The sequence below is a fragment of the Pseudomonas sp. ADPe genome, assembly GCF_014843515.1.
Lineage (GTDB): Bacteria > Pseudomonadota > Gammaproteobacteria > Pseudomonadales > Pseudomonadaceae > Pseudomonas > Pseudomonas citronellolis.
Map to the genome: position 1 here is coordinate 2451585 of NZ_CP062122.1, position 19610 is coordinate 2471194.

17 protein-coding genes are annotated in these 19610 nt (G+C 70.0%); 6 read left to right on the forward strand and 11 right to left on the reverse strand.

What is annotated here, in order from left to right; all coding sequences use genetic code 11:
- The first annotated feature begins 103 nt into the window (after positions 1–103).
- The 5 genes from IG194_RS11245 (at position 104) to IG194_RS11265 (ending at position 6381) form a co-directional block, all read left to right on the forward strand.
- Complete coding sequence (locus IG194_RS11245; RefSeq protein WP_058487719.1) at positions 104–604, forward strand: sugar dehydrogenase complex small subunit; 501 nt, start codon at positions 104–106, stop codon at positions 602–604.
- A gap of 2 nt (positions 605–606) precedes the next feature.
- The gene (locus IG194_RS11250; protein ID WP_058487720.1) at positions 607–2190 is read left to right on the forward strand and encodes a GMC family oxidoreductase; all 1584 of its coding nucleotides are present in this window, start codon (positions 607–609) and stop codon (positions 2188–2190) included.
- Positions 2191–2192: 2 nt separating this feature from the next.
- The gene (locus IG194_RS11255) at positions 2193–3473 is read left to right on the forward strand and encodes a cytochrome c (protein WP_058487721.1); all 1281 of its coding nucleotides are present in this window, start codon (positions 2193–2195) and stop codon (positions 3471–3473) included.
- Between the two features lie 120 nt (positions 3474–3593).
- Complete coding sequence (locus IG194_RS11260) at positions 3594–5963, forward strand: tetratricopeptide repeat protein (RefSeq protein ID WP_058487722.1); 2370 nt, start codon at positions 3594–3596, stop codon at positions 5961–5963.
- Positions 5964–6063: 100 nt separating this feature from the next.
- Positions 6064–6381, forward strand: coding sequence for a DUF2388 domain-containing protein (locus tag IG194_RS11265; protein ID WP_043314009.1), 318 nt, complete (start codon positions 6064–6066; stop codon positions 6379–6381).
- A 69-nt stretch (positions 6382–6450) separates the two neighbouring features.
- Here the strand turns inward: IG194_RS11265 and IG194_RS11270 are convergent, their stop codons facing one another.
- Together IG194_RS11270 and IG194_RS11275 are read right to left on the reverse strand one after the other, a co-directional pair.
- Positions 6451–6816, reverse strand: coding sequence for a helix-turn-helix domain-containing protein (locus IG194_RS11270; protein ID WP_009615128.1), 366 nt, complete (start codon positions 6814–6816; stop codon positions 6451–6453).
- Positions 6817–6822: 6 nt separating this feature from the next.
- Positions 6823–7125, reverse strand: a complete 303-nt coding sequence (locus IG194_RS11275) for a type II toxin-antitoxin system HigB family toxin (RefSeq protein WP_058487723.1) — start codon at positions 7123–7125, stop codon at positions 6823–6825.
- A gap of 121 nt (positions 7126–7246) precedes the next feature.
- Between IG194_RS11275 and IG194_RS11280 the strand changes: the two genes are divergently transcribed.
- On the forward strand, positions 7247–7573 hold the full coding sequence (locus tag IG194_RS11280) for a DUF2388 domain-containing protein (RefSeq protein WP_009615124.1): 327 nt from the start codon (positions 7247–7249) through the stop codon (positions 7571–7573).
- A gap of 360 nt (positions 7574–7933) precedes the next feature.
- Here the strand turns inward: IG194_RS11280 and gcvP are convergent, their stop codons facing one another.
- From gcvP to pepP, 9 genes are all read right to left on the reverse strand, one after another.
- Positions 7934–10810, reverse strand: a complete 2877-nt coding sequence (gene gcvP / locus IG194_RS11285) for an aminomethyl-transferring glycine dehydrogenase (protein ID WP_058487724.1) — start codon at positions 10808–10810, stop codon at positions 7934–7936.
- A 100-nt stretch (positions 10811–10910) separates the two neighbouring features.
- A complete protein-coding gene (gene gcvH / locus IG194_RS11290; RefSeq protein ID WP_009615120.1) occupies positions 10911–11300 on the reverse strand; it encodes a glycine cleavage system protein GcvH in 390 nt (129 codons plus the stop codon).
- 51 nt (positions 11301–11351) lie between these two features.
- The gene (gene gcvT / locus IG194_RS11295; RefSeq protein WP_043269594.1) at positions 11352–12434 is read right to left on the reverse strand and encodes a glycine cleavage system aminomethyltransferase GcvT; all 1083 of its coding nucleotides are present in this window, start codon (positions 12432–12434) and stop codon (positions 11352–11354) included.
- A gap of 73 nt (positions 12435–12507) precedes the next feature.
- Entirely contained in the window at positions 12508–14148 is a 1641-nt protein-coding gene (locus IG194_RS11300; RefSeq protein WP_058487725.1) for an ABC transporter permease, read from the reverse strand.
- 88 nt (positions 14149–14236) lie between these two features.
- Complete coding sequence (locus tag IG194_RS11305) at positions 14237–15238, reverse strand: extracellular solute-binding protein (RefSeq protein ID WP_058487726.1); 1002 nt, start codon at positions 15236–15238, stop codon at positions 14237–14239.
- A 117-nt stretch (positions 15239–15355) separates the two neighbouring features.
- Positions 15356–16573, reverse strand: coding sequence for a 2-octaprenyl-3-methyl-6-methoxy-1,4-benzoquinol hydroxylase (locus IG194_RS11310; protein ID WP_082996313.1), 1218 nt, complete (start codon positions 16571–16573; stop codon positions 15356–15358).
- 22 nt (positions 16574–16595) lie between these two features.
- Positions 16596–17078, reverse strand: coding sequence for a DUF4442 domain-containing protein (locus IG194_RS11315; RefSeq protein WP_009615108.1), 483 nt, complete (start codon positions 17076–17078; stop codon positions 16596–16598).
- Positions 17079–17087: 9 nt separating this feature from the next.
- Complete coding sequence (ubiH, locus tag IG194_RS11320) at positions 17088–18272, reverse strand: 2-octaprenyl-6-methoxyphenyl hydroxylase (RefSeq protein WP_009615106.1); 1185 nt, start codon at positions 18270–18272, stop codon at positions 17088–17090.
- A gap of 1 nt (position 18273) precedes the next feature.
- The gene (gene pepP / locus IG194_RS11325) at positions 18274–19608 is read right to left on the reverse strand and encodes a Xaa-Pro aminopeptidase (RefSeq protein ID WP_043316423.1); all 1335 of its coding nucleotides are present in this window, start codon (positions 19606–19608) and stop codon (positions 18274–18276) included.
- Between the last annotated feature and the right edge of the window lie 2 nt (positions 19609–19610).

Consider the following 19610-nt stretch of genomic DNA (forward strand, 5'->3'; position numbering starts at 1 on the left):
AGCGCGCCGACGATAAGCCAGAAGGCCGGGCGCGACCCGGCCCATAACCCCGTGATCCCGCCGCGGCCCCGGGCCGCCGCTGCCTGCTGAACGAGAGGTCCGCATGCCAGACCAGCCACGCTTTTCCCCATCCCGCCGGCGCCTGCTGGCCATGGCCTGCGGCGGCGCCGTGGCCGGCGGACTGCTGCTGGGCCCGGCAGCCATGGCCTGGGCCGCGCTGACGCCCCAGGCCGAGGCAGAACTGGCGATCTTCATGACGCTGTCGCAGCGCCTGACCGGGCGCAGCAACCTCGACCCACGCATCGGCCAGCGCCTGTACCTGGCCCTGGCGCAGCGCGACACCGCCCTCGCCCAGAGCCTGGGCGAGCTGCAGGCGCGCCTGGGCGACGGCCCGCGGCGCTGGAGCGAGCGCCAGCAGTGGCTGGCGCGGCAGATGCTCGCCGCCTGGTACCTGGGCTACGTGGGCGAGGACGACCACCCCAGCGTGGTCGCCTATGAAAGCGCGCTGATGTTCCGCGCGGTGGACGACGTGCTGCTGCCGCGCAGCTACTGCAGCAACCAGCCGGGCTTCTGGGCCGCGCAACCGGTCGAGCGGGGGGCCTGAGCATGGCCGACACGCAAAGCGCCGACTACGTGGTGGTCGGCTCCGGCGTCGCCGGCGCCCTGGTCGCCCACCAGTTGGCCCTGGCCGGCAAGGACGTGCTGATCCTCGAGGCCGGCCCGCGGCTGTCGCGCTGGGAGATCGTCGAGCGCTTCCGCAACCAGGCCGACAAGTCCGACAACCAGGCCCCCTACCCGTCCATGGCCCACGCGCCGCACCCGCAGTACCACCCGGACAACCACTACCTGGTGCAGAAGGGCGAACATCCCTACGACGTGCAGTACCTGCGGGTGGTCGGCGGCACCACCTGGCACTGGGCGGCCTCGGCCTGGCGCTTCCTGCCCAGCGACTTCAAGCTCCAGAGCCTGTACGGCGTCGGCCGCGACTGGCCGTTCGAGTACGCGGAGCTGGAGCCCTGGTACCAGCGCGCCGAAGAGGCCCTAGGCGTCTGGGGCCCAGCCGACGAGGAGCTGGGCTCGCCGCGCAGCCAGGCTTACCCCATGGCGCCGCTGCCGCTGTCGTGGAACGAGCAGCGGGTGAAGGACGTGCTCAACGCCAACGGCTACCGCGTGGTCACCGAGCCGGTGGCGCGCAACAGCCGCCCCTTCGACGGCCGGCCGACCTGCTGCGGCAACAACAACTGCATGCCGATCTGCCCGGTCGGCGCCATGTACAACGGCATCGTCCACGTCGAGAAGGCCGAGGCCGCCGGCGCCCGGCTGCTGGACAACAGCGTGGTGTTCAAGCTGGAGAAGGGCGATGGCGGACGCATAGTCGCCGCCCTCTGCAAGGACCCGCAGGGCGAGGAGACGCGGGTGGAAGGCAAGGTCTTCGTGCTCGCCGCCAATGGCGTGGAAACCCCCAAGCTGATGCTGATGTCCGAGGTCGGCAACGCCTCCGGCATGGTCGGCCGCAACCTCATGGACCACCCCGGCACCGCGGTGCGCTTCTACGCCAGCGAGAAGCTCTGGCCCGGGCGCGGGCCGCAGGAAATGACCTCGATGGTCAACTTCCGCGACGGCGCCTTCCGCAGCCAGTACGCGGCGAAGAAAATCCACCTGTCCAACCTCTCGCGGGTCGACCAGGTGGCCGCCGAGCTGATCCGCCAGGGCCCGCTGCTGCTCGGCCGCGAGCTGGAAGCACAGATCCGCGACCGCGCCGCGCGCTTCGTGCGTTTCGACAGCTTCCACGAAATCCTCCCGCGCCCTGAGAACCGCATCGTGCCCAGCGCCAGCGAGCGCGACGCCCTGGGCATCCCCAAGCCGGAATTCACCTACGCCATGGACGACTACGTGCGCCGCAGCGCGACGCACACCCGCGAGGTCTACGCCCATGCCGCCAGGCTGCTCGGCGGCAGCGAGGTGCAGTTCGAGGACAGCTTCGCCAACAACAACCACATCGCCGGCACCACGCTGATGGGCGACGACCCCGGCGACTCGGTGGTGGACCGCGACTGCCGCAGCCACGACCATCCCAACCTGTTCATCGCCGGCAGCGCGGTGATGCCCACGGTGGGCTCGGTGAACTGCACCCTGAGCCTCGCCGCCCTCGCCCTGCGCCTGGCCGAGCGCCTGAAAGGGGAGGCCTGAGCATGTCCACCCGCCTGCTGGCCGCCCTCCTGCTGCTGCCCTGCCTGGCCCAGGCCGCCCCGGCCCTGGACCCGGCGCCGGCCGAACTGCTGCAGCGCGGCGAATACCTGGCCCGCGCCGGCGACTGCGCCGCCTGCCACACCGCGCCCGGCGGCCAGCCCTTCGCCGGCGGCCTGGCGCTGACCACCCCGCTGGGCGCGGTCTACTCCACCAATATCACTCCCGATCCGCGCACCGGCATCGGCAGCTACAGCTACGAAGACTTCGCCCGCGCCCTGCGCGAAGGCGTGGCCAGGGGCGGCCTGCACCTCTACCCGGCGATGCCCTACACCGCCTACGCCAAGATCGGCGACGCGGACATGCAGGCCCTCTACGCCTATTTCCTGCGCGGCGGCGTCGAGGCCGTGGCCCAGGCCAACCGCGACAGCGACATCCCCTGGCCGCTGAACATGCGCTGGCCGCTGGCTATCTGGAACGCGCTGTTCCACGACGACCGGCCCTTCCAGCCCAACCCGAAACAGAGCGCGGCCTGGAACCGCGGCGCCTACCTGGTGCAGGGCCTGGCCCACTGCGGCACCTGCCATACCCCGCGCGGCCTGGCCTTCCAGGAGAAGGCCCTGGACGAGAAGGGCAGCGGCTACCTGGCCGGCGCCGCCCTGGGCGGCTGGTACGCCTACAACATCACCAGCGACACCCACGCCGGCATCGGCGGCTGGAGCGACGCCGAACTGGTGCAGTACCTGCGCAGCGGCCGCCTGCCCGGCAAGGCCCAGGCCGCCGGGCCCATGGCCGAGGCCGTGGAGCACAGCTTCCAGTACCTGCGGCCCGACGACCTGCAGGCCATCGCCAACTACCTGCGCAGCGTCAGGGCGGTCGGCGACGGCGAGCGCAAGCCGCGCTTCGCCTGGGGCGGCCCCGCCGACGACGTGGTGACGCTGCGCGGCGAGGACTTCGATGCCCAGACCCGCGACGACGGCGCCCGGCTGTTCCTCGGAAACTGCGCCAGTTGCCACGGCTGGAACGGCCAGGGCACGCAGGACGCCTACTACCCCATGCTCAGCCGCAACACCACGGTGGGCGCGCAGCAGCCGGACAACCTGGTGCAGGTCGTGCTCACCGGCGTGCACCGTGAAAGCACCGGGCAGAAAGTGTTCATGCCAGGCTTCGCCGGCGCGCTCGACGACCAGCAAATCGCCACCCTGGTCAACTACCTCACGGCGCAGTTCGGCAACCCGGCGGTGAAGGTGGACAGCGCCCGGGTCGCCGCCATCCGCCAGCCCTGAACGCGCCTCATCCTTTCGAGGGGCCGCCGCCACTGCGGCGGAACCGGGTTTGACATACCCCCGGCAGTCACTGAAGCTGCTGCCACCGTGATACATGGCTGCCCGAACAACGGACGTCGCATGCAGAAGCCTGCCCATAAGAAAGACCGCAAAGGGGCCGCACCGGCCCGCCCCACCTCCTCCCCCCGCCTGGCGCGGCGCCTGGCTGCCGCGCTGGTGGCCGTGCTGTTGCTGGCCAGCGCGGGCGCCTGGTGGTACGTCGAGCACAGCGCCCCGTCGCTGCCGGTCGCGAGCCCGCCCGCGCCCCCGGCGAAACCCGTGGTGGCCGAGGCGCCGAAGGCCGGCTTCGTCGACGAGCAGCAATGCCAGGGATGCCACCAGGGCCAGTTCCAGGACTGGCAGGGCTCGCATCACCACAAGGCGATGCAGGTGGCCAACGAAGCCAACGTGCTGGGCGACTTCGCCGACGCCAGGTTCAAGGGCGAGGCAGAAAGCACCCGCTTCTTCCGCAAGGGCGAGGAATTCTGGGTGAACACCCCGGGCGCCGACGGCAAGCCGGCGGACTTCAAGGTGGCCTACACCTTCGGCGTGGCGCCGCTGCAGCAGTACCTGCTGGAATACCCCGGCGGCCGCCTGCAGGCCCTCGGCGTCGCCTGGGATACCCAGAAGCAGCGCTGGTTCGAACTCAACCCCGGGCAGCGCATCGACTTCAAGGACGAGCTGCACTGGACGCGCCCGACGCAGAACGCCAACTTCATGTGCATCGAGTGCCACACCACCGAGTTCAAGCGCAACTTCGACGCCGACAAGAACGCCTTCGCCAGCCACTGGCAGAGCCTGGGCGTCGGCTGCCAGGCCTGCCACGGCCCGGCCTCGCGCCACCTGGAATGGGCGCAGAAACCCGACGGCGACGCCAGCCGCGGGTTCGACAAGCCGCTGGGCGCCAGCACCGCCGCCAGCGAGCTGGTGGAGAACTGCGCGCGCTGCCATTCCCGCCGCGCGCCGCTGGGCGACGGCTTCCAGCACCGCCACCGGTTCATGGACGACTACCTGCCGAGCCTGCTGACCCGCGAGCTGTACCAGATCGACGGCAAGATCAAGGACGAGGTCTTCGAGTGGGGCTCCTTCACCCAGAGCAAGATGTTCGAGAAGGGCGTGAAGTGCACCGACTGCCACAACCCCCACAGCGGCCAGGTGAAGATCGCCGGCAACGGCCTCTGCCTGCAGTGCCACAACCCGGCCGGCAAGCCGGTGCGCCCGGGCATCGACGGCAAGGGCCTGCTGGCGAAGAACTACGACTCGCCCGAACATCACCACCACCAGAGCGGCACGCCTGGCGCGCAGTGCACGTCCTGCCACATGCCGGGCAAGTACTACATGGTCAACCACTACCGGCATGACCACAGCTTCAGCATCCCCGACCCGCAGCACGCGCAGAAGATAGGCGCGCCGGACGCCTGCATGGGCTGCCACCGCGACAGCGCCTCCAAGGTCAGCGAGCAGTTCCGCCTGTGGTACGCCAGCGACGCCAAGCCGGCCGGCGCCGTGCCGCGCTACGACGACACCCTGTGGAAGGCCCGCAACGGCCAGCCCGGCGCCTCGCGGGCGCTGCACCTGCTGCTGGCCAGCAGCGACCTGCCGGCGATCCGCCGCGCCACCCTGCTCGCCGAACTGCCCGCCTATCCCAGCCCGCGCTCCCTGGAACTGGCCGCCCAGGGCCTGAAGGACAACGACCCGCTGGTGCGCAACGCCGCCATAGGCGCGGCCGCCGCCCTGGCCAGCCCGCCGCGCCAGGCACTGCTGCTGGCCCCGCTGCTGGACGACCCGCTGCGCGCCGTGCGCCTCTCCGCCACCTGGCAACTGGCGCAACTGCCGCCGGAGGTGCGCGCCGGGTTGCAGGCGCCGCTGGCCAAGGGCCTGAAGGAATACGAGGAGGTCCAGCTGAGCCTGGCCGAGCGCGCCGAGTCCAACCTCAACCGCGCCATGCTCTACCAGGTCACCGGCCGCGACGCCGAAGTGGAACCGGCGCTGCGCGCGGCCCTGGTGCGCGACCCCGACTTCCTGCCGGCGCTGGTCAGCCTCTACCAGTGGCTGGAAGCCCGCCAGCGCCCCGACGAAGCCCGCCAGCTGCTGGACGGCGCGCTCAAGCGCCACCCGCAGTCCGGCCTGCTGCACCACGCCCAGGGCCTGGCGCTGATCCGCCAGGGTCAGCGCGACGCGGCGCTCAAGGAGCTGCAGGAAGCGGTGCGCCTGGCCCCGGACAGCGCCCAGTTCCGCTACATCCTGGCCATCGGCCTGCACGACAGCGGCCAGGCCGACGCCGCCTGCCGCCAGCTGGAGCAACTGCTGCAACGCCACCCGGCCAACCGCGACGCGCGCCTGGCGCTGATCGCCTACCTGCGCGAGATCGGCCAGTTGGAGAAGGTGCAGATGCAACTGGCCGAGCTGGAACAGCAGAACCCCGACGACCCGGCGCTGAAGGGAGAATGACGGCGCCGCCCGGAAGCGCCTGATTCCACCAGGCGCTCCGGAACTCGCCGGCGGGCACGCACTCTGAGGGGACGCGAACGCAGTCACCCAAGGAGCACCCATGCGTATCCCCGGAGCGGCCCTGGCCGTCGCCCTGTCCACCCTCCCCTTCGCCGCCGCCCAGGCCGAAGACGCCGGCTTCTGGCGCGGCGTGCTGTCCACCGGCGCCACCACCGCCTCCAGCTACCTCACCAGCCGCGACGACCACAAACTGGTCGGCCCGCTGGCCGAGGACGCCGGCAGCTTCGTCGCCAGCGCCGGCGCCATCCGCGGCCCCTGGCTGGAAGCCGAGCTGCAGCGGCTGCGCAGCGACTATCCGCAGTTGCAGCAGCGCAGCGATATGGAGTTGGCCAGTGCATTGCTGGCCGGCGAACGCTGAACGGCACTCCCCGGACACGCAAAAGCCCGCAGCTCCTCACGGGGCAGCGGGCTTTTCGATGCGCTCGTCTCAGGCGTACTCGGCGATCAGACTCTCGGCGGGAATCCCCAGGTTGCGGTGCAGCTTGCGGATCATCGGCAGCGTCAGGCTGCGCTTGCCGGACAGCACCTCATAGACGCGGTTGGGCTGGCCAATCGAGGGCACCAGGTCCTTGACGGTCAGGCCGCCCTGCTCCATGCGGAACTTGATGGCCTCGATGGGGTGCGGCGCCTCGACCGGGTAGTGCTTGGCCTCATAGGCCTCGACCAGCGTCAACAGCACTTCGAAACGATCCCCCTCGGGGGTGCCGGGCTCCGGCTCGTCGTCGAAGTAGGCGGACAGTTCCTTGAGGCTGGCCTTGTAGTCCTCGTGCGTATGGATAGGTCGGATGTGCATGCTCTCTCACTCCATCTCGACGATATTCGCGTCGACGGCATCGTACTGCGCGTGCGTGCCGATGAACTTGATGTAGACCGCGCCGAACCGGTAGGCAACCGCGACGATCAGTCGATAGTCGTTGCCCTTGATGTTGAACATCACCCGGCGGCTCTTGAGGATGCTCGCGCTGGCATACCTGGCCTTGATGTCGCCCGGCTGGCTCCAGGTCGCGGCCTTGGCTTCATCGATCCAGGCCTTGAGTGGTTGCTCCGCGTCCGGATGGGCCAGCCAGAAATCGCGCAGGTTGCCGATGGCGATGATTTTCATCGGCACATGCTAGTCCCAAGATGGGACCAACGCAACCGCGAACCGGTCATCCAGATAACCGGAACCCCTGGCAGCGCCGAGCGCTCAGAAAGGTATGCGGACCTACGGAGGAGAAACTCCCATGCGCATGTTCAAACTGACCGGCATCCTCGCTGTCTTCACCCTGCTGCCCCTGGCCCCGGCCATGGCCGACGGCTTCTGGCGCGACATCATCTCCTCCGGGGCCACCACCGCCTCGACCTACCTGACCTTCAAGCACGACCACAAGCTGATCCTCGCCGCCCGCGACGACGCCGGCAGCTACGTGGCCAGCGATGGCGCCATCCGCGGCCCGTACCTGGAAGCCGCATTGCAGCGCCTGCGCAGCGATCATCCGGAGCTGCAGCAGCGCAGCGACATGGAGCTGGCCAATGCCATCCTGATGAGCCAGGACGGCGTGGCGCAGTGACGGCGCGTCGTAGGATGGGTTGAGCCTGCGAAACCCATGCTGCCGTGGCGATGGGTGTCGCTGCGCTCAACGCCATCCTACGGTTTGCCTCCACACCGTGCCTTTGTAGGAGCGCGCCCTGCGCGCGAATCGCGGGCAAGGCCCGCTACAGGGGGCTCGGGATTTCGTAGCGGATCTCATCCAGACCGTAGGATGGATCGAGCCTGCGAAACCCATGCGGCCGTGGCGATGGGTATCGCTGCGCTCAACGCCATCCTACGATTTGCCTCCACACCGTGCCCTTGTAGGAGCGCGCCCTGCGCGCGAATCGCGGGCAGGGCCCGCTTACAGGGGCCCGGTATTTCGTAGGCGCGGATTTTCTCACTCCCGGTACTCGTCCACCGGCACGCAGGCGCAGAACAGGTTGCGGTCGCCGAACACGTTGTCCACCCGGTTCACCGCCGGCCAGTACTTGAAGGCGCGGGTGTGTTCGCTGGGGGTCACCGCTTCGGCTATGCCGTAGGGCCGCTCCCAGGGGCCGGTGACGTCGGCCAGGGTGTGCGGGGCGCGCTTGAGCGGGTTGTCCTCGGCCGGCCATTCGCCGGTTTCCACCTTGGCGATTTCCGCGCGGATGCTCAGCATCGCCTCGACGAAGCGGTCCAGCTCGTGCAGCGATTCGCTCTCGGTGGGCTCCACCATCAGCGTGCCGGGCACCGGGAAGGACATGGTCGGGGCGTGAAAGCCGTAGTCCATCAGGCGCTTGGCCACGTCCTCCTCGCTGATCCCGGTCTGCGCCTTGAGCGGCCGCAGGTCGAGGATGCATTCGTGGGCCACGCGCTCGTTGCGCCCGCGGTAGAGCACCGGGAAGGCGCCGTCCAGGCGCTGGGCCAGGTAGTTGGCGCTGAGGATGGCCACCTCGGTGGCGTCGGCCAGCTGCGGGCCCATCATGGCGATGTACATCCAGCTGATCGGCAGGATGCTGGCGCTGCCCCAGGGCGCAGCGCTGACCGCGTCGTTCAGCGGGTTGGGGCCTTCGATGCGGATCACCGGGTGGTTGGCGACGAACGGCGCCAGGTGCTTCTTCACGCCGATCGGGCCCATGCCCGGGCCGCCACCGCCGTGGGGGATGCAGAAGGTCTTGTGCAGGTTCATGTGCGACACGTCGGCGCCGATGTCCGCCGGCCGCGCCAGGCCGACCTGGGCGTTGAGGTTGGCGCCGTCCATGTAGACCTGGCCGCCGTGGCTGTGGATAACCTCGCAGATCTCGCGTATGCCCTCCTCGTACACGCCGTGGGTCGAGGGGTAGGTGATCATCAGGCAGGCCAGTTGGGCGCCGGCCTCGGCGGCCTTGAGCTTGAGGTCTTCCAGGTCGACATTGCCGCCCTTGTCGCACTCGACTATCACCACGCGCATGCTCGCCATGATCGCCGAGGCCGGGTTGGTGCCGTGGGCCGAGGACGGGATCAGGCAGACGTTGCGGTGCCCCTCGCCGCGGCTCTCGTGGTACTTGCGGATGGCCAGCAGCCCGGCGTACTCGCCCTGGGCCCCGGAGTTGGGCTGCATGCAGATGGCGTCGAAGCCGGTGATGGCGCGCAGCCAGCTCTCCAGCTCGTCGATCATCAGCCGGTAGCCCTCGGCCTGCTCGCGCGGCACGAAGGGGTGCAGGTTGGCGAACTCCGGCCAGGTGATGGGGATCATCTCGCTGGTGGCGTTGAGCTTCATGGTGCAGGAGCCCAGCGGGATCATCGCCTGGTTCAGCGCCAGGTCCTTGCCTTCGAGCTGGCGCAGGTAGCGCAGCATCTCGGTTTCGCTGTGGTGGCGGTTGAACACCGGGTGGCCCAGGTAGCCGGAGCGGCGCTGCAGGGTGCCGGGGACGCCGTCGGAGAGGTCGCCGGCATCCAGCACGGCGATACTCAGGCCGTGACCGGCGCCGAGGAAGATGTCGAACAGCGTGGCGACGGTCTCGGCGCTGCAGGTTTCGTCCAGGCTGACGCCCAGGCGGTCCTCGCCGACGATGCGCAGGTTGTAGCGCGCCGCGCGGGCGCGTTCGAGGATGGCCGCCTGCTGCGCGCCCACCTCCAGGGTCAGGGTGTCGAAGAAGTGCGCGTTGACGCGCTTGAGGCCCTTGGCGAACAGCCCGGCGGCGAGGATGGCGGTGAGCCGGTGCACGCGCTGGGCGATACGCTTGAGGCCCTCGGGGCCGTGGTAGACGGCGTAGAGGCTGGCGATGTTGGCCAGCAGCACCTGCGAGGTGCAGACGTTGGAGTTGGCCTTCTCGCGGCGGATGTGCTGCTCGCGGGTCTGCAGCGCCATGCGCAGCGCGGTGTTGCCACGGGCATCGCGGGACACGCCGATGATCCGCCCCGGCATGGCCCGCTTGAATTCGTCGCGGGTGGCGAAGAAGGCCGCGTGGGGCCCGCCGTAGCCCATGGGCACGCCGAAGCGCTGGGCGCTGCCGAGCACCACGTCGGCGCCCAGCTCGCCCGGCGGCGTCAGCAGCAGCAGGCTGAGCAGGTCGGCGGCGACGCAGGCGATGGCCTGCCGGGCGTGCAGGGCATCGATCAGCGGGCGCAGGTCGCGGACCTCGCCGCGGCTGTCCGGGTACTGCAGCAGCGCGCCGAACACGGCGTGCTGGCCCAGGTTGTCCAGTTCGTCCAGCACCAGGTCGAAACCGAAGGCCTCGGCGCGGGTGCGCACCACGGAAATGGTCTGCGGGTGGCAGTTCACGTCGACGAAGAACAGGTTGCTCTTGGCCTTGGCCACGCGCTTGGCCAGGGCCATGGCCTCGGCGGCGGCGGTGGCCTCGTCGAGCAGCGAGGCGCTGGCCAGGTCCAGGCCGGTGAGGTCGATGGTCAGTTGCTGGAAGTTCAGCAGCGCCTCCAGGCGGCCCTGGGCGATCTCTGGCTGGTAGGGGGTGTAGGCGGTGTACCAGCCGGGGTTCTCCAGCACGTTGCGGAGGATCACCGTGGGCGTGACGGTGCCGTAGTAGCCGGTGCCGATCAGGCTGGTCCACAGCTGGTTCTGCTGCGCATAGCCCCTGAGCTTCTCCAGGGCGCCCTGCTCGTCCAGCGCCGGCGGCAGCTCCAGCGGGCGGTTCAGGCGGATGGCCGGCGGCACCGTCTGCACGATCAGGTCGTCGAGGCTGGCGACGCCCAGGGCCTCGAGCATCGTCCGTCGCTCCGCCTCGTCGGGGCCGAGATGGCGGCGCAGGAAGGCATCGGGCTGGTTCAGCTGGGACAGCGAAGGGCTTTTCGACATGGCCTGGACCTCGATCGGGAATGCACGATCCACACAGGATAGGCCAGGCGGGAAGAACAAGGCCCCGACTGAGCGGGGCCTTGGGGGTTCGGCGCGGCGATCAGGCGTCCGCGTCGCAGGCGGCCTGGTAGCCGGCGGCGTCGAGCAGCTTGTCCAGCTCGGCCGGGTTGCTCGGCTTGAGCTTGAAGAACCAGGAGCCGTAGGGGTCGTTGTTGACTTCCTCGGGGGTGTCGGCCAGGACCTCGTTGATGGCGATCACCTCGCCACCGACCGGGGCGTAGATGTCGGAGGCGGCCTTGACCGACTCCACCACGCCGGCTTCCTGGCCAGCATTGAGTTGCTTGCCGAGTTCCGGCAGCTCGACGAAGACCACGTCGCCCAGGGCTTCCTGGGCATGGTCGGAGATGCCCACGGTGACGGTACCGTCGGCTTCCAGGCGCGCCCACTCGTGGCTGGCGGCGTAACGCAGGTCGGCGGGAATGTTGCTCATCTTGTTTTCCTCGGGGACGGGGCAGCGGCGACGACGGGTCGCCTATGCAATTTAGATCAGGGCCTTGCCATGACGCACGAAATTCGGCTGAACGACGCGCACCGGGTACCACTTGCCACGGATTTCCACCTCGGCGCGGTCGCCGGTGGCCGCCGGCAGGCGGGCCAGGGCGATGGACTTGCCGAGGGTCGGGGAGAAGCTGCCGCTGGTGATCTCGCCCTCGCCGATGCCGGCCACCCGCACCACCTGATGGGCGCGCAGCACGCCGCGCTCCTCCAGCACCAGGCCGACCAGCTTCGGCTGGTCGCCGGCGGCGCGCTGGGCTTCCAGGGCCTGGCGGCCGATGAAGTCGCGCCCGGCCGGTTCCCAGGCGATGGTCCAGCCCATGTTGGCGGCCAGGGGCGAAATCTCTTCGTCCATGTCCTGGCCGTAGAGGTTCATCCCGGCTTCCAGGCGCAGGGTATCGCGCGCGCCCAGGCCGGCGGGGGAAATGCCGGCGCCGACCAGTTCGTTGAGGAAGCCCGGCGCCTCGGCGGCGGGCAGCATGATCTCCAGGCCGTCCTCGCCGGTATAGCCGGTGCGGGCGATGAACCAGTCGCCGTCGGCCTTGCCCTGGAACGGCTTGAGTTCGCGGATCAGGGTGGCGCGGGAGGGGCTCACCAACTCGGCGGTCTTGTCCCGCGCGTTGGGGCCCTGGACGGCCAGCATGGCCAGGTCCGGGCGCGCCTGCAGCTGGACCTCGAAGCCCTCGGTGTGGGCCTGCATCCAGGCCAGGTCCTTCTCGCGGGTGGCGGCGTTGACCACCACGCGGTAGCCGTACACGCCCAGGTAGACGATGAGGTCGTCGACCACCCCGCCGCGCTCGTTGAGCATGGCGCTGTACAGCGCCTTGCCGGGCACCTGCAGGCGCTCGACGTCGTTGGCGAGCAGGCGTTGCAGGTATTCCCTGGACTGCGGGCCGGTGACGTCGACCACGGTCATGTGGGAGACGTCGAACACGCCGCAGTCACGGCGGACCTGGTGGTGCTCTTCGACCTGCGAACCATAGTGCAGGGGCATGTCCCAACCGCCGAAATCGACGATTTTCGCGCCGAGGGCGACATGCAGGTCGTAGAGCGGGGTGCGCTGTCCCATGGGTGTTCTCCTTCCGGGAATGGCAGATGCGGAGCGCGAGGGCGGCCCGCACGAAACCGGCGCATTGTAGCCGCTAGGCCGGTGCCTGGACACCTCGGCCGACGGTCGAGTCGCGCCCCGCCGCGCTGGCCGCGGAACGGCGGATCAGCAGCACCACCGGCAGCAGCCCGGCCAGCACCAGGCTCAGCGCCGGCAGCGCGGCGCGGGCCCATTCGCCCTCGCTGGTCATCTCGAAGATGCGCACCGCCAGGGTGTCCCAGCCGAAGGGACGCATCAGCAGGGTAGCCGGCATTTCCTTCAATACGTCGACGAACACCAGCAGCGCGGCGCTCATCAGCCCCGGCGCCAGCAGCGGCAGGTAGACGCGGGCGAACAGCGCCGGCCCGGCCACGCCGAGGCTGCGCGAAGCCTCGGCGAAGGACGGGCGGATGCGCATCAGGGTGCTTTCCAGCGGGCCTTCGGCCACCGCCAGGAAGCGGATCAGGTAGGCCAGCAACAGCGCCCCCAGGCTGCCCAGCAGCAGCGGCTTGCCGGCGCCGCCCAGGGCGCTGGAGAGCGGGATCACCCAGTGGTTGTCGAGCCAGCTGAAGGCCAGCATGATCGCCACCGCCAGCACCGAGCCGGGCACCGCGTAGCCGAGGTTGGCCAGGCCCACCGCGGCGCGCACCGGCCTCGCCGGCGTCTGCCGGCGGGCGAAGGCCAGCAGCAGGCCGACCGCCACGCACAGCGCCGCCGCCGTGGCGCCCAGACCGAGGCTGTGCCAGAGCAGGCCCCAGTAGCGCTCGTCGAGGTCGAAGCGGCCGCGCTGCCAGCACCAGGCCAGCAGCTGCGCCAGGGGAATGGCGAAGGCACAGGCGAACACCAGGCCGCACCAGGCGCTGGCGGCGAAGGCCTTGAACCCGCGCAGGCGGTACAGCGGCGCGGTGCGCGGCTTCTCGCTGCTGGCCACGACGCGGCCGCGGCTATGGCGCTCGCCGAGCACCACCAGGAACACCCCGAGCAGCAGCAGGCTGGCCAGCTGGGTGGCGCTGGACAGGCTGTAGAAGCCGTACCAGGTCTTGTAGATGGCGGTGGTGAAGGTGTCGAAGTTGAACACCGAGACGGCGCCGAAGTCGGCCAGTGTCTCCATGATCGCCAGCGCCAGCCCGGCGCCGATGGCCGGCCGCGCCATGGGCAGCGCCACGCGCCAGAAGGCCTGCCAGGGCGACAGCCCGAGCACCCGCGCCGCCTCGGTGAGGCCGCGGCCCTGGGCCAGGAAGGCGCCGCGCGCCAGCAGGTAGACGTAGGGGTAGAAGACCAGCACCAGGACCAGGATCACCCCGCCGGTGGAACGCACCCGGGGCAGCCGCAGGCCGCTGCCGAACCATTCGCGCAGCAGCGTCTGCAAGGGCCCGGCGAAGTCCAGCAGGCCGACGAAGACGAACGCCAGCACGTAGGCAGGGATGGCGAAGGGCAGCATCAGCGCCCAGTCCAGCCAGCGCCGCCCGGGGAACTCGCAGAGCGCGGTGAGCCAGGCCAGGCTGGTGCCCAGCAGGGTCACGCCGATGCCGACGCCGAGCACCAGCACCAGGCTGTTGCCCAGCAGGCGCGGCAGCTGGGTGTCCCACAGGTGCGCCCAGATTTCCGCGTCGATCTCGCCCCAGCTCAGCGCCAGCACGATGAGCGGCAACGCCACCAGGGCGGCGATGGAGAAGCTGATGGGGTACCAGCGCATAAGTGATTAGCTGGAAGCTAGAAGCCGGAAGCTGGAGGCCAGGTCCACGCCGACCTCCAGCCTCCAGCTTCCGGCTTCCGGCTCCTGGTCAATTCCAACCGGCCCGGTCCATCAGCTTGATGGCTTCGGCCTGGCGCTTGCCGGCGACTTCCACCGGGATGCTGTCGGCCTTGAAGCTGCCCCAGGCCGCCACTTCCTCCGAGGGCGCGACCTTAGGGTTGGCCGGGAACTCCTGGTTCAGCGAGGCGAACAGCGCCTGGGCGTCGGGGCCGGTCATCCACTCCACCAAGGCCTTGGCCTGCGCCGGGTGCGGCGCGTGCCTGGTCAGGCCGATGCCCGAGAGGTTGACGTGCACGCCGCGGTCGCCCTGGTTCGGCCAGAACAGCTTCACCGGCAGGTCCGGCTTCTGCTTGTGCAGGCGCCCGTAGTAGTAGGTGTTGACGATACCGACGTCGCACTGGCCGGCGGCGATGGCCTGGAGCAGCGCGGTGTCGTCGGAGAACACGTCGGTGGCCAGGTTGCCCACCCAGCCCTTGAGGATCTGCTCGGTCTTCTGCTCGCCGTGGGTCTCGATCAGGGTGGCGGTCAGCGACTGGTTGTAGACCTTCTTCGCCGTGCGCAGGCACAGGCGGCCTTCCCACTGCTTGTCGGCCAGGGCCTCGTAGGTGCTCAGCTCCTCCGGCTTCACCCGCTGGGTGGAGTAGGCGATGGTCCGCGCGCGCAGCGACAGGCCGGTCCAGCTGTCGGTGCCGGAGCGGTACTGCGGGGGAATGTTGGCGTCGAGGGTCGGCGAATCGAACGGCTGCAGGATGCCCATCTTCTCGGCCTGCCAGAGGTTGCCGGCGTCCACGGTGAGCAGCAGGTCGGCCGGGGTGTTGGCGCCCTCGGCCTTGATCCGCGCCATCAGCGGCGCTTCCTTGTCGGTGATGAACTTGACCTGCACGCCGGTCTTCTTCGTGTAGGCATCGAACACCGGCTTGATCAGCTCGTCGATGCGCGAGGAGTAGACCACCACCTCGTCGGCGGCCTGGGCGGTGCCCGCCAGTGCGGCGAGGGCGAGGGAAGCGAGAAGGCCTTTGCGTACCGACATGCTGGCGGCTCCTGGGCAGCGGAATGAGGTTCCAGATGATAAGGAACCTCATTTAGCCCCGGAGCCGACCTTTGTGACCGGGTGTTTCACCACGCCGCGACACGGGGTCGCGGCGCCTCAGACCCGCGCCAGCGTCGGCAGGTCGCCGGACAGGCCCAGGGCCTGGCGGACGAACAGGCCCTTGGCCTCGTGGTGGCGGTCGACCAGGCGCAGGCCGGCGTTGCGCAGCCAGCGCACCGGCAGCGGGTCGGCCTGGAACAGGCGCTGGAAGCCTTCCATCGCCGCCATCATCGCCAGGTTGTGCGGCATCCGCCGGCGCTCGAAGCGGCTCAGCACGCGCTCGTCGGCGATGCGCTCGCCACGGGCGTGGGCGTGCATCAGCACCTCGGCCAGCACCGCGGCGTCGAGAAAGCCCAGGTTGACGCCCTGCCCGGCCAGCGGGTGGATGGTGTGCGCGGCATCGCCGATCAGCGCCAGGCCCGGTTCCACGTAGCGCTTGGCGTGGCGCTGGCGCAGCGGGATGCACAGGCGCGGGTCGACCTGCTCGATGCCGCCCAGGCAATGCTCGAAGGCCCGGCCGAGGGCTTCGCGGAAGCCGTCGTCGTCCAGCGCCATCAGGCGTTCGGCCTGTTCCGGGGTGGTCGACCAGACGATCGAGCACCAGTGCCTGTCGCCCTCGCGGGACAGCGGCAGGAAGGCCAGCGGGCCGTCGTCGGTGAAGCGCTGCCAGGCGGTGGCCTGGTGCGGTTTCTCGCAGCGCACGCTGGTGACGATGGCGTGGTGCAGGTAGTCCCACTCGCGGGTGGCGCAGCCGGCCAGGCGGCGCACGGCGGAGTTGGCGCCGTCGGCGGCGACCACCAGCGGCGTGCGGATCTGCCGGCCGTCGGCCAGGGTCAGCAACCAGTCGTCGCCGGAGTGGCGAAGCTGCTCCAGGCGCGCGCCGGGCAGCAGGCCGAGGGTGGTGTCGTGCAGGCGCTCCAGCAGGGCGTCCTGCACCACGCGGTTCTCGACGATGTGGCCGAGCACCTCGGCGTGCACGCTGGCCGCGCTGAAGTGCACCTGCCCGGTGCCGGAGCCGTCCCATACGTGCATCTCGCGATAGGGCTCGGCGCGCCGCGCGAGGATGCCGTCCCAGGCGTGCAGGCGCTGGAGGATGCGCCGGCTGGCCTCGGACAGGGCGCTGACCCGCGGCTCGAAGCGCGCCGCGCGGTCGAAGGGCTTCACGCTCAGCGGCGAGCCGTCGAGCAGGAGGATTTCCAGGCCACTGCCCTGCAACGCCAGGGCCAGCGCGCTGCCGACCATCCCCGCCCCGACAATCACCAGATCCGCGTGCATCTGCATTCCTTTTTCCATGTCGTCAGCCGGCCTTGCGCAAGCGCGGCTTGAGCCTGATGTAGAGGGTCTTCTGCACCCGCGCGACCAGCGTGCCCTCGCCGTCGCGCACCTCGGCGTGCAGCTTGGGCAGGTACTTGCCGCCGTCGGCGGTCTGCGCCCGGACTTCGTCCAGCAGCTGCTGGTCGATGCGGAACTCGGCGTACACCGGCCCCTTGCCCGGGGTGATGAATTCGATGTTGGCGGCCTTGTCCCAGACGATGTAGTCGCGCCCCAGGTTCTCCATCAGCATGAGCATGAAGAAGGGGTCGGTCATGCTGTACAGGCTGCCGCCGAACTGGGTGCCGACGTAGTTGCGGTTGAACCACGACAGCACCATCTTCACCCGCACCTCGCGAAAATCCGGAGCGATGTGGCGCACCCGCACGCCGGCGCCGAGGTAGGGCGGGTAGAGGTTGAGGCCGAAGCGCAGCAGGCGGGCGCGGCGGGCCATCTTGCCTGAGGACATCGCCGCTCCCTAGACCGGCCGCGCGCCCAGGCCCATGGCCTGGCGGGCGAACCAGCGCTTGGCCGGCGGCAGCAGGTCGAGGCCGAGCAGGCCCAGGTTGCGCCCGGTGGCCAGCACCGGCTGGGCGTTGGAGAACAGGCGGGTGACGCGGTCGGAGAAGCCGACGGTCATCTGCTGGTCCAGGCGCTGGCCTTCCAGGTAGCGCTGCAGCACGGCGAAGTCGCCGGGCGCGGCGTCGGCGCCGAGCAACTGGTCGGCCAGGGCCTGGGCATCGCGCAGCGATAGGTTGAAGCCCTGCCCGGCGATGGGGTGCAGGCTGTGGGCGGCGTTGCCCAGCACCACCAGATGCGGGCGCACCTGCTCCTCGGCCTCGCTGAGGGTCAGCGGGTAGCAGTAGCGCGCGCCAACCTGGCGGAAGCCGCCCAGGCGGTAGCCGAAGGCTGCCTGCAACTCGTCGAGGAACTGCCGCTCGGGCAGCTCGCGCAGGCGCTCGGCGTCGCGCGGCGGGCGCGTCCAGACCAGCGCGCAGCGGTTGTCCGGCAGCGGCAGCAGGGCCATGGGCCCCTGTTCGGTGAAGCGTTCGAAGGCCTGGCCGCGGTGTTCCTCGCTGGGGCTGACGTTGGCGATCAGCGCGGTCTGCCCGTAGGGCGCCTCGCGCACGCCGATGCCCAGCTGCTCACGCAGGCCGGAGCGGCCGCCGTCGGCGAGCACGGCGAGGTCGCAATCCAGGATAGAGTCGTCGTCCAGGGTCAGCCGGTAGCCGTCGTCCAGCGCCTGCATGCGGCGCACTTCGGCCGGGCAGCGCCAGCTCACCACCTCGTGGTCCAGGGCCTGCCACAGGCACTGGCCGAGCCAGGCGTTCTCCACCACGTAGCCCAGCGCCGGCACACCCTCCTCCATTGCGGTCAGGCGCGCGGAGCCGAAGCGCCCGCGGTCGGACACGTGGATCTGGCTGATCGGCTCGCCGCGCTGGGCGATGCGCTGCCACAGGCCGAGGCGTTCGTAGATCTGCCGGCTGCCGAAGGACAGCGCCGAGGAACGGGCGTCATAGCTGGGCTGGTAGGCGTCGCCGGGGGCGAACGGCTCGATGAGCACGATGCGCCAGCCGCGCTCGCGGGCGCCGGCCTGCAGGATCAGCGCCAGGCTGGCGCCGACCAGGCCGCCGCCGATGATCGCCAGGTTCGCGCGCTGCATCTCAGGCCGCCTGGGCCTTGGCTTCGGCCATCAGCGCCTCGATGGCGGCGACGGTCTTGGGCACGCCGTTGGTCAGCACTTCGCAGCCGCTCCTGGTCACCACCACGTCGTCCTCGATGCGCACGCCGATGCCGCGCCACTTCTTCGGCACATCGGTGTTGTCCGGCGCGATGTAGATGCCCGGCTCGACGGTCATCGACATGCCCGGCTCGAGCACGCGCCATTCGCCGCCGACGCGGTATTCGCCGACGTCGTGCACGTCCATGCCCAGCCAGTGGCCGGCGCGGTGCATGTAGAAGGCCTTGTAGGCTTCGCTGGCGATCAGTTCGTCGACGTCGCCCTTGAGCAGGCCGAGCTTCACCAGGCCGGCGGTGATGACGCGCACGGTAGCCTCGTGGGCCTCGTTCCAGTGGCGGCCGGGGGCGATGTAGTCGAAGGCGGCCATGTTGGCCTCCAGCACCAGCTCGTAGATGGCCTTCTGCTCGGGGCTGAACACGCCGTTGGCCGGGAAGGTGCGGGTGATGTCGCTGGCGTAGCAGTCGATCTCGCAGCCGGCGTCGATCAGGATCAGGTCGCCGTCCTTGATCTGCGCGTCGTTCTCCCGGTAGTGCAGGATGCAGGCGTTGCGCCCGGCGGCGACGATCGAGCCGTAGGCCGGCATCTTCGCCCCGCCCAGGCGGAAGGCGTATTCCAGCTCCGCCTCCAGGTGGTATTCGTAGAGCCCCGGCCGGCAGGCCTGCATGGCGCGGATGTGGGCGCCGCAGGAGACCTCGGCGGCGTAGCGCATCACCTTCACTTCGCCGGCGCTCTTGTACAGGCGCAGGTCGTGCAGCAGGTGGTCGAGGGCGACGAACTCGTTCGGCGGCTGCGCGCCCTGGCGGGCCTTGGAGCGGATCACGTTGATCCAGTCCATCAGCCGGCGGTCGAACTCGGGGTTGGCGCCCAGCGCGTAGTAGACGCGGTCGCGGCCCTCGATCAGGCCGGGGAGGATGTCGTCGATGTCGCCGATGGGGAAGGCGTCGTCGGCGCCGAAGTCCCTGATCGCGCCGTCCTGGCCGGCGCGCAGGCCGTCCCACAGCTCGCGCTCGGGGTCGCGCTCGCGGCAGAACAGTACGTATTCGCCGTGCTCGCGGCCGGGGATCAGCGCCATCACCGCTTCCGGCTCGGGGAAGCCGGTGAGGTACTGGAAGTCGCTGTCCTGGCGGTAGACGTGCTCGACGTCGCGGTTGCGGATGTACATCGGCGCCGCGGGCAGGATGGCGATGCTGTTGGGCTCCATCTGCGCCATCAGCGCCTTGCGCCGACGGGCGTATTCCGGTTTGGCGATACGGATCATGC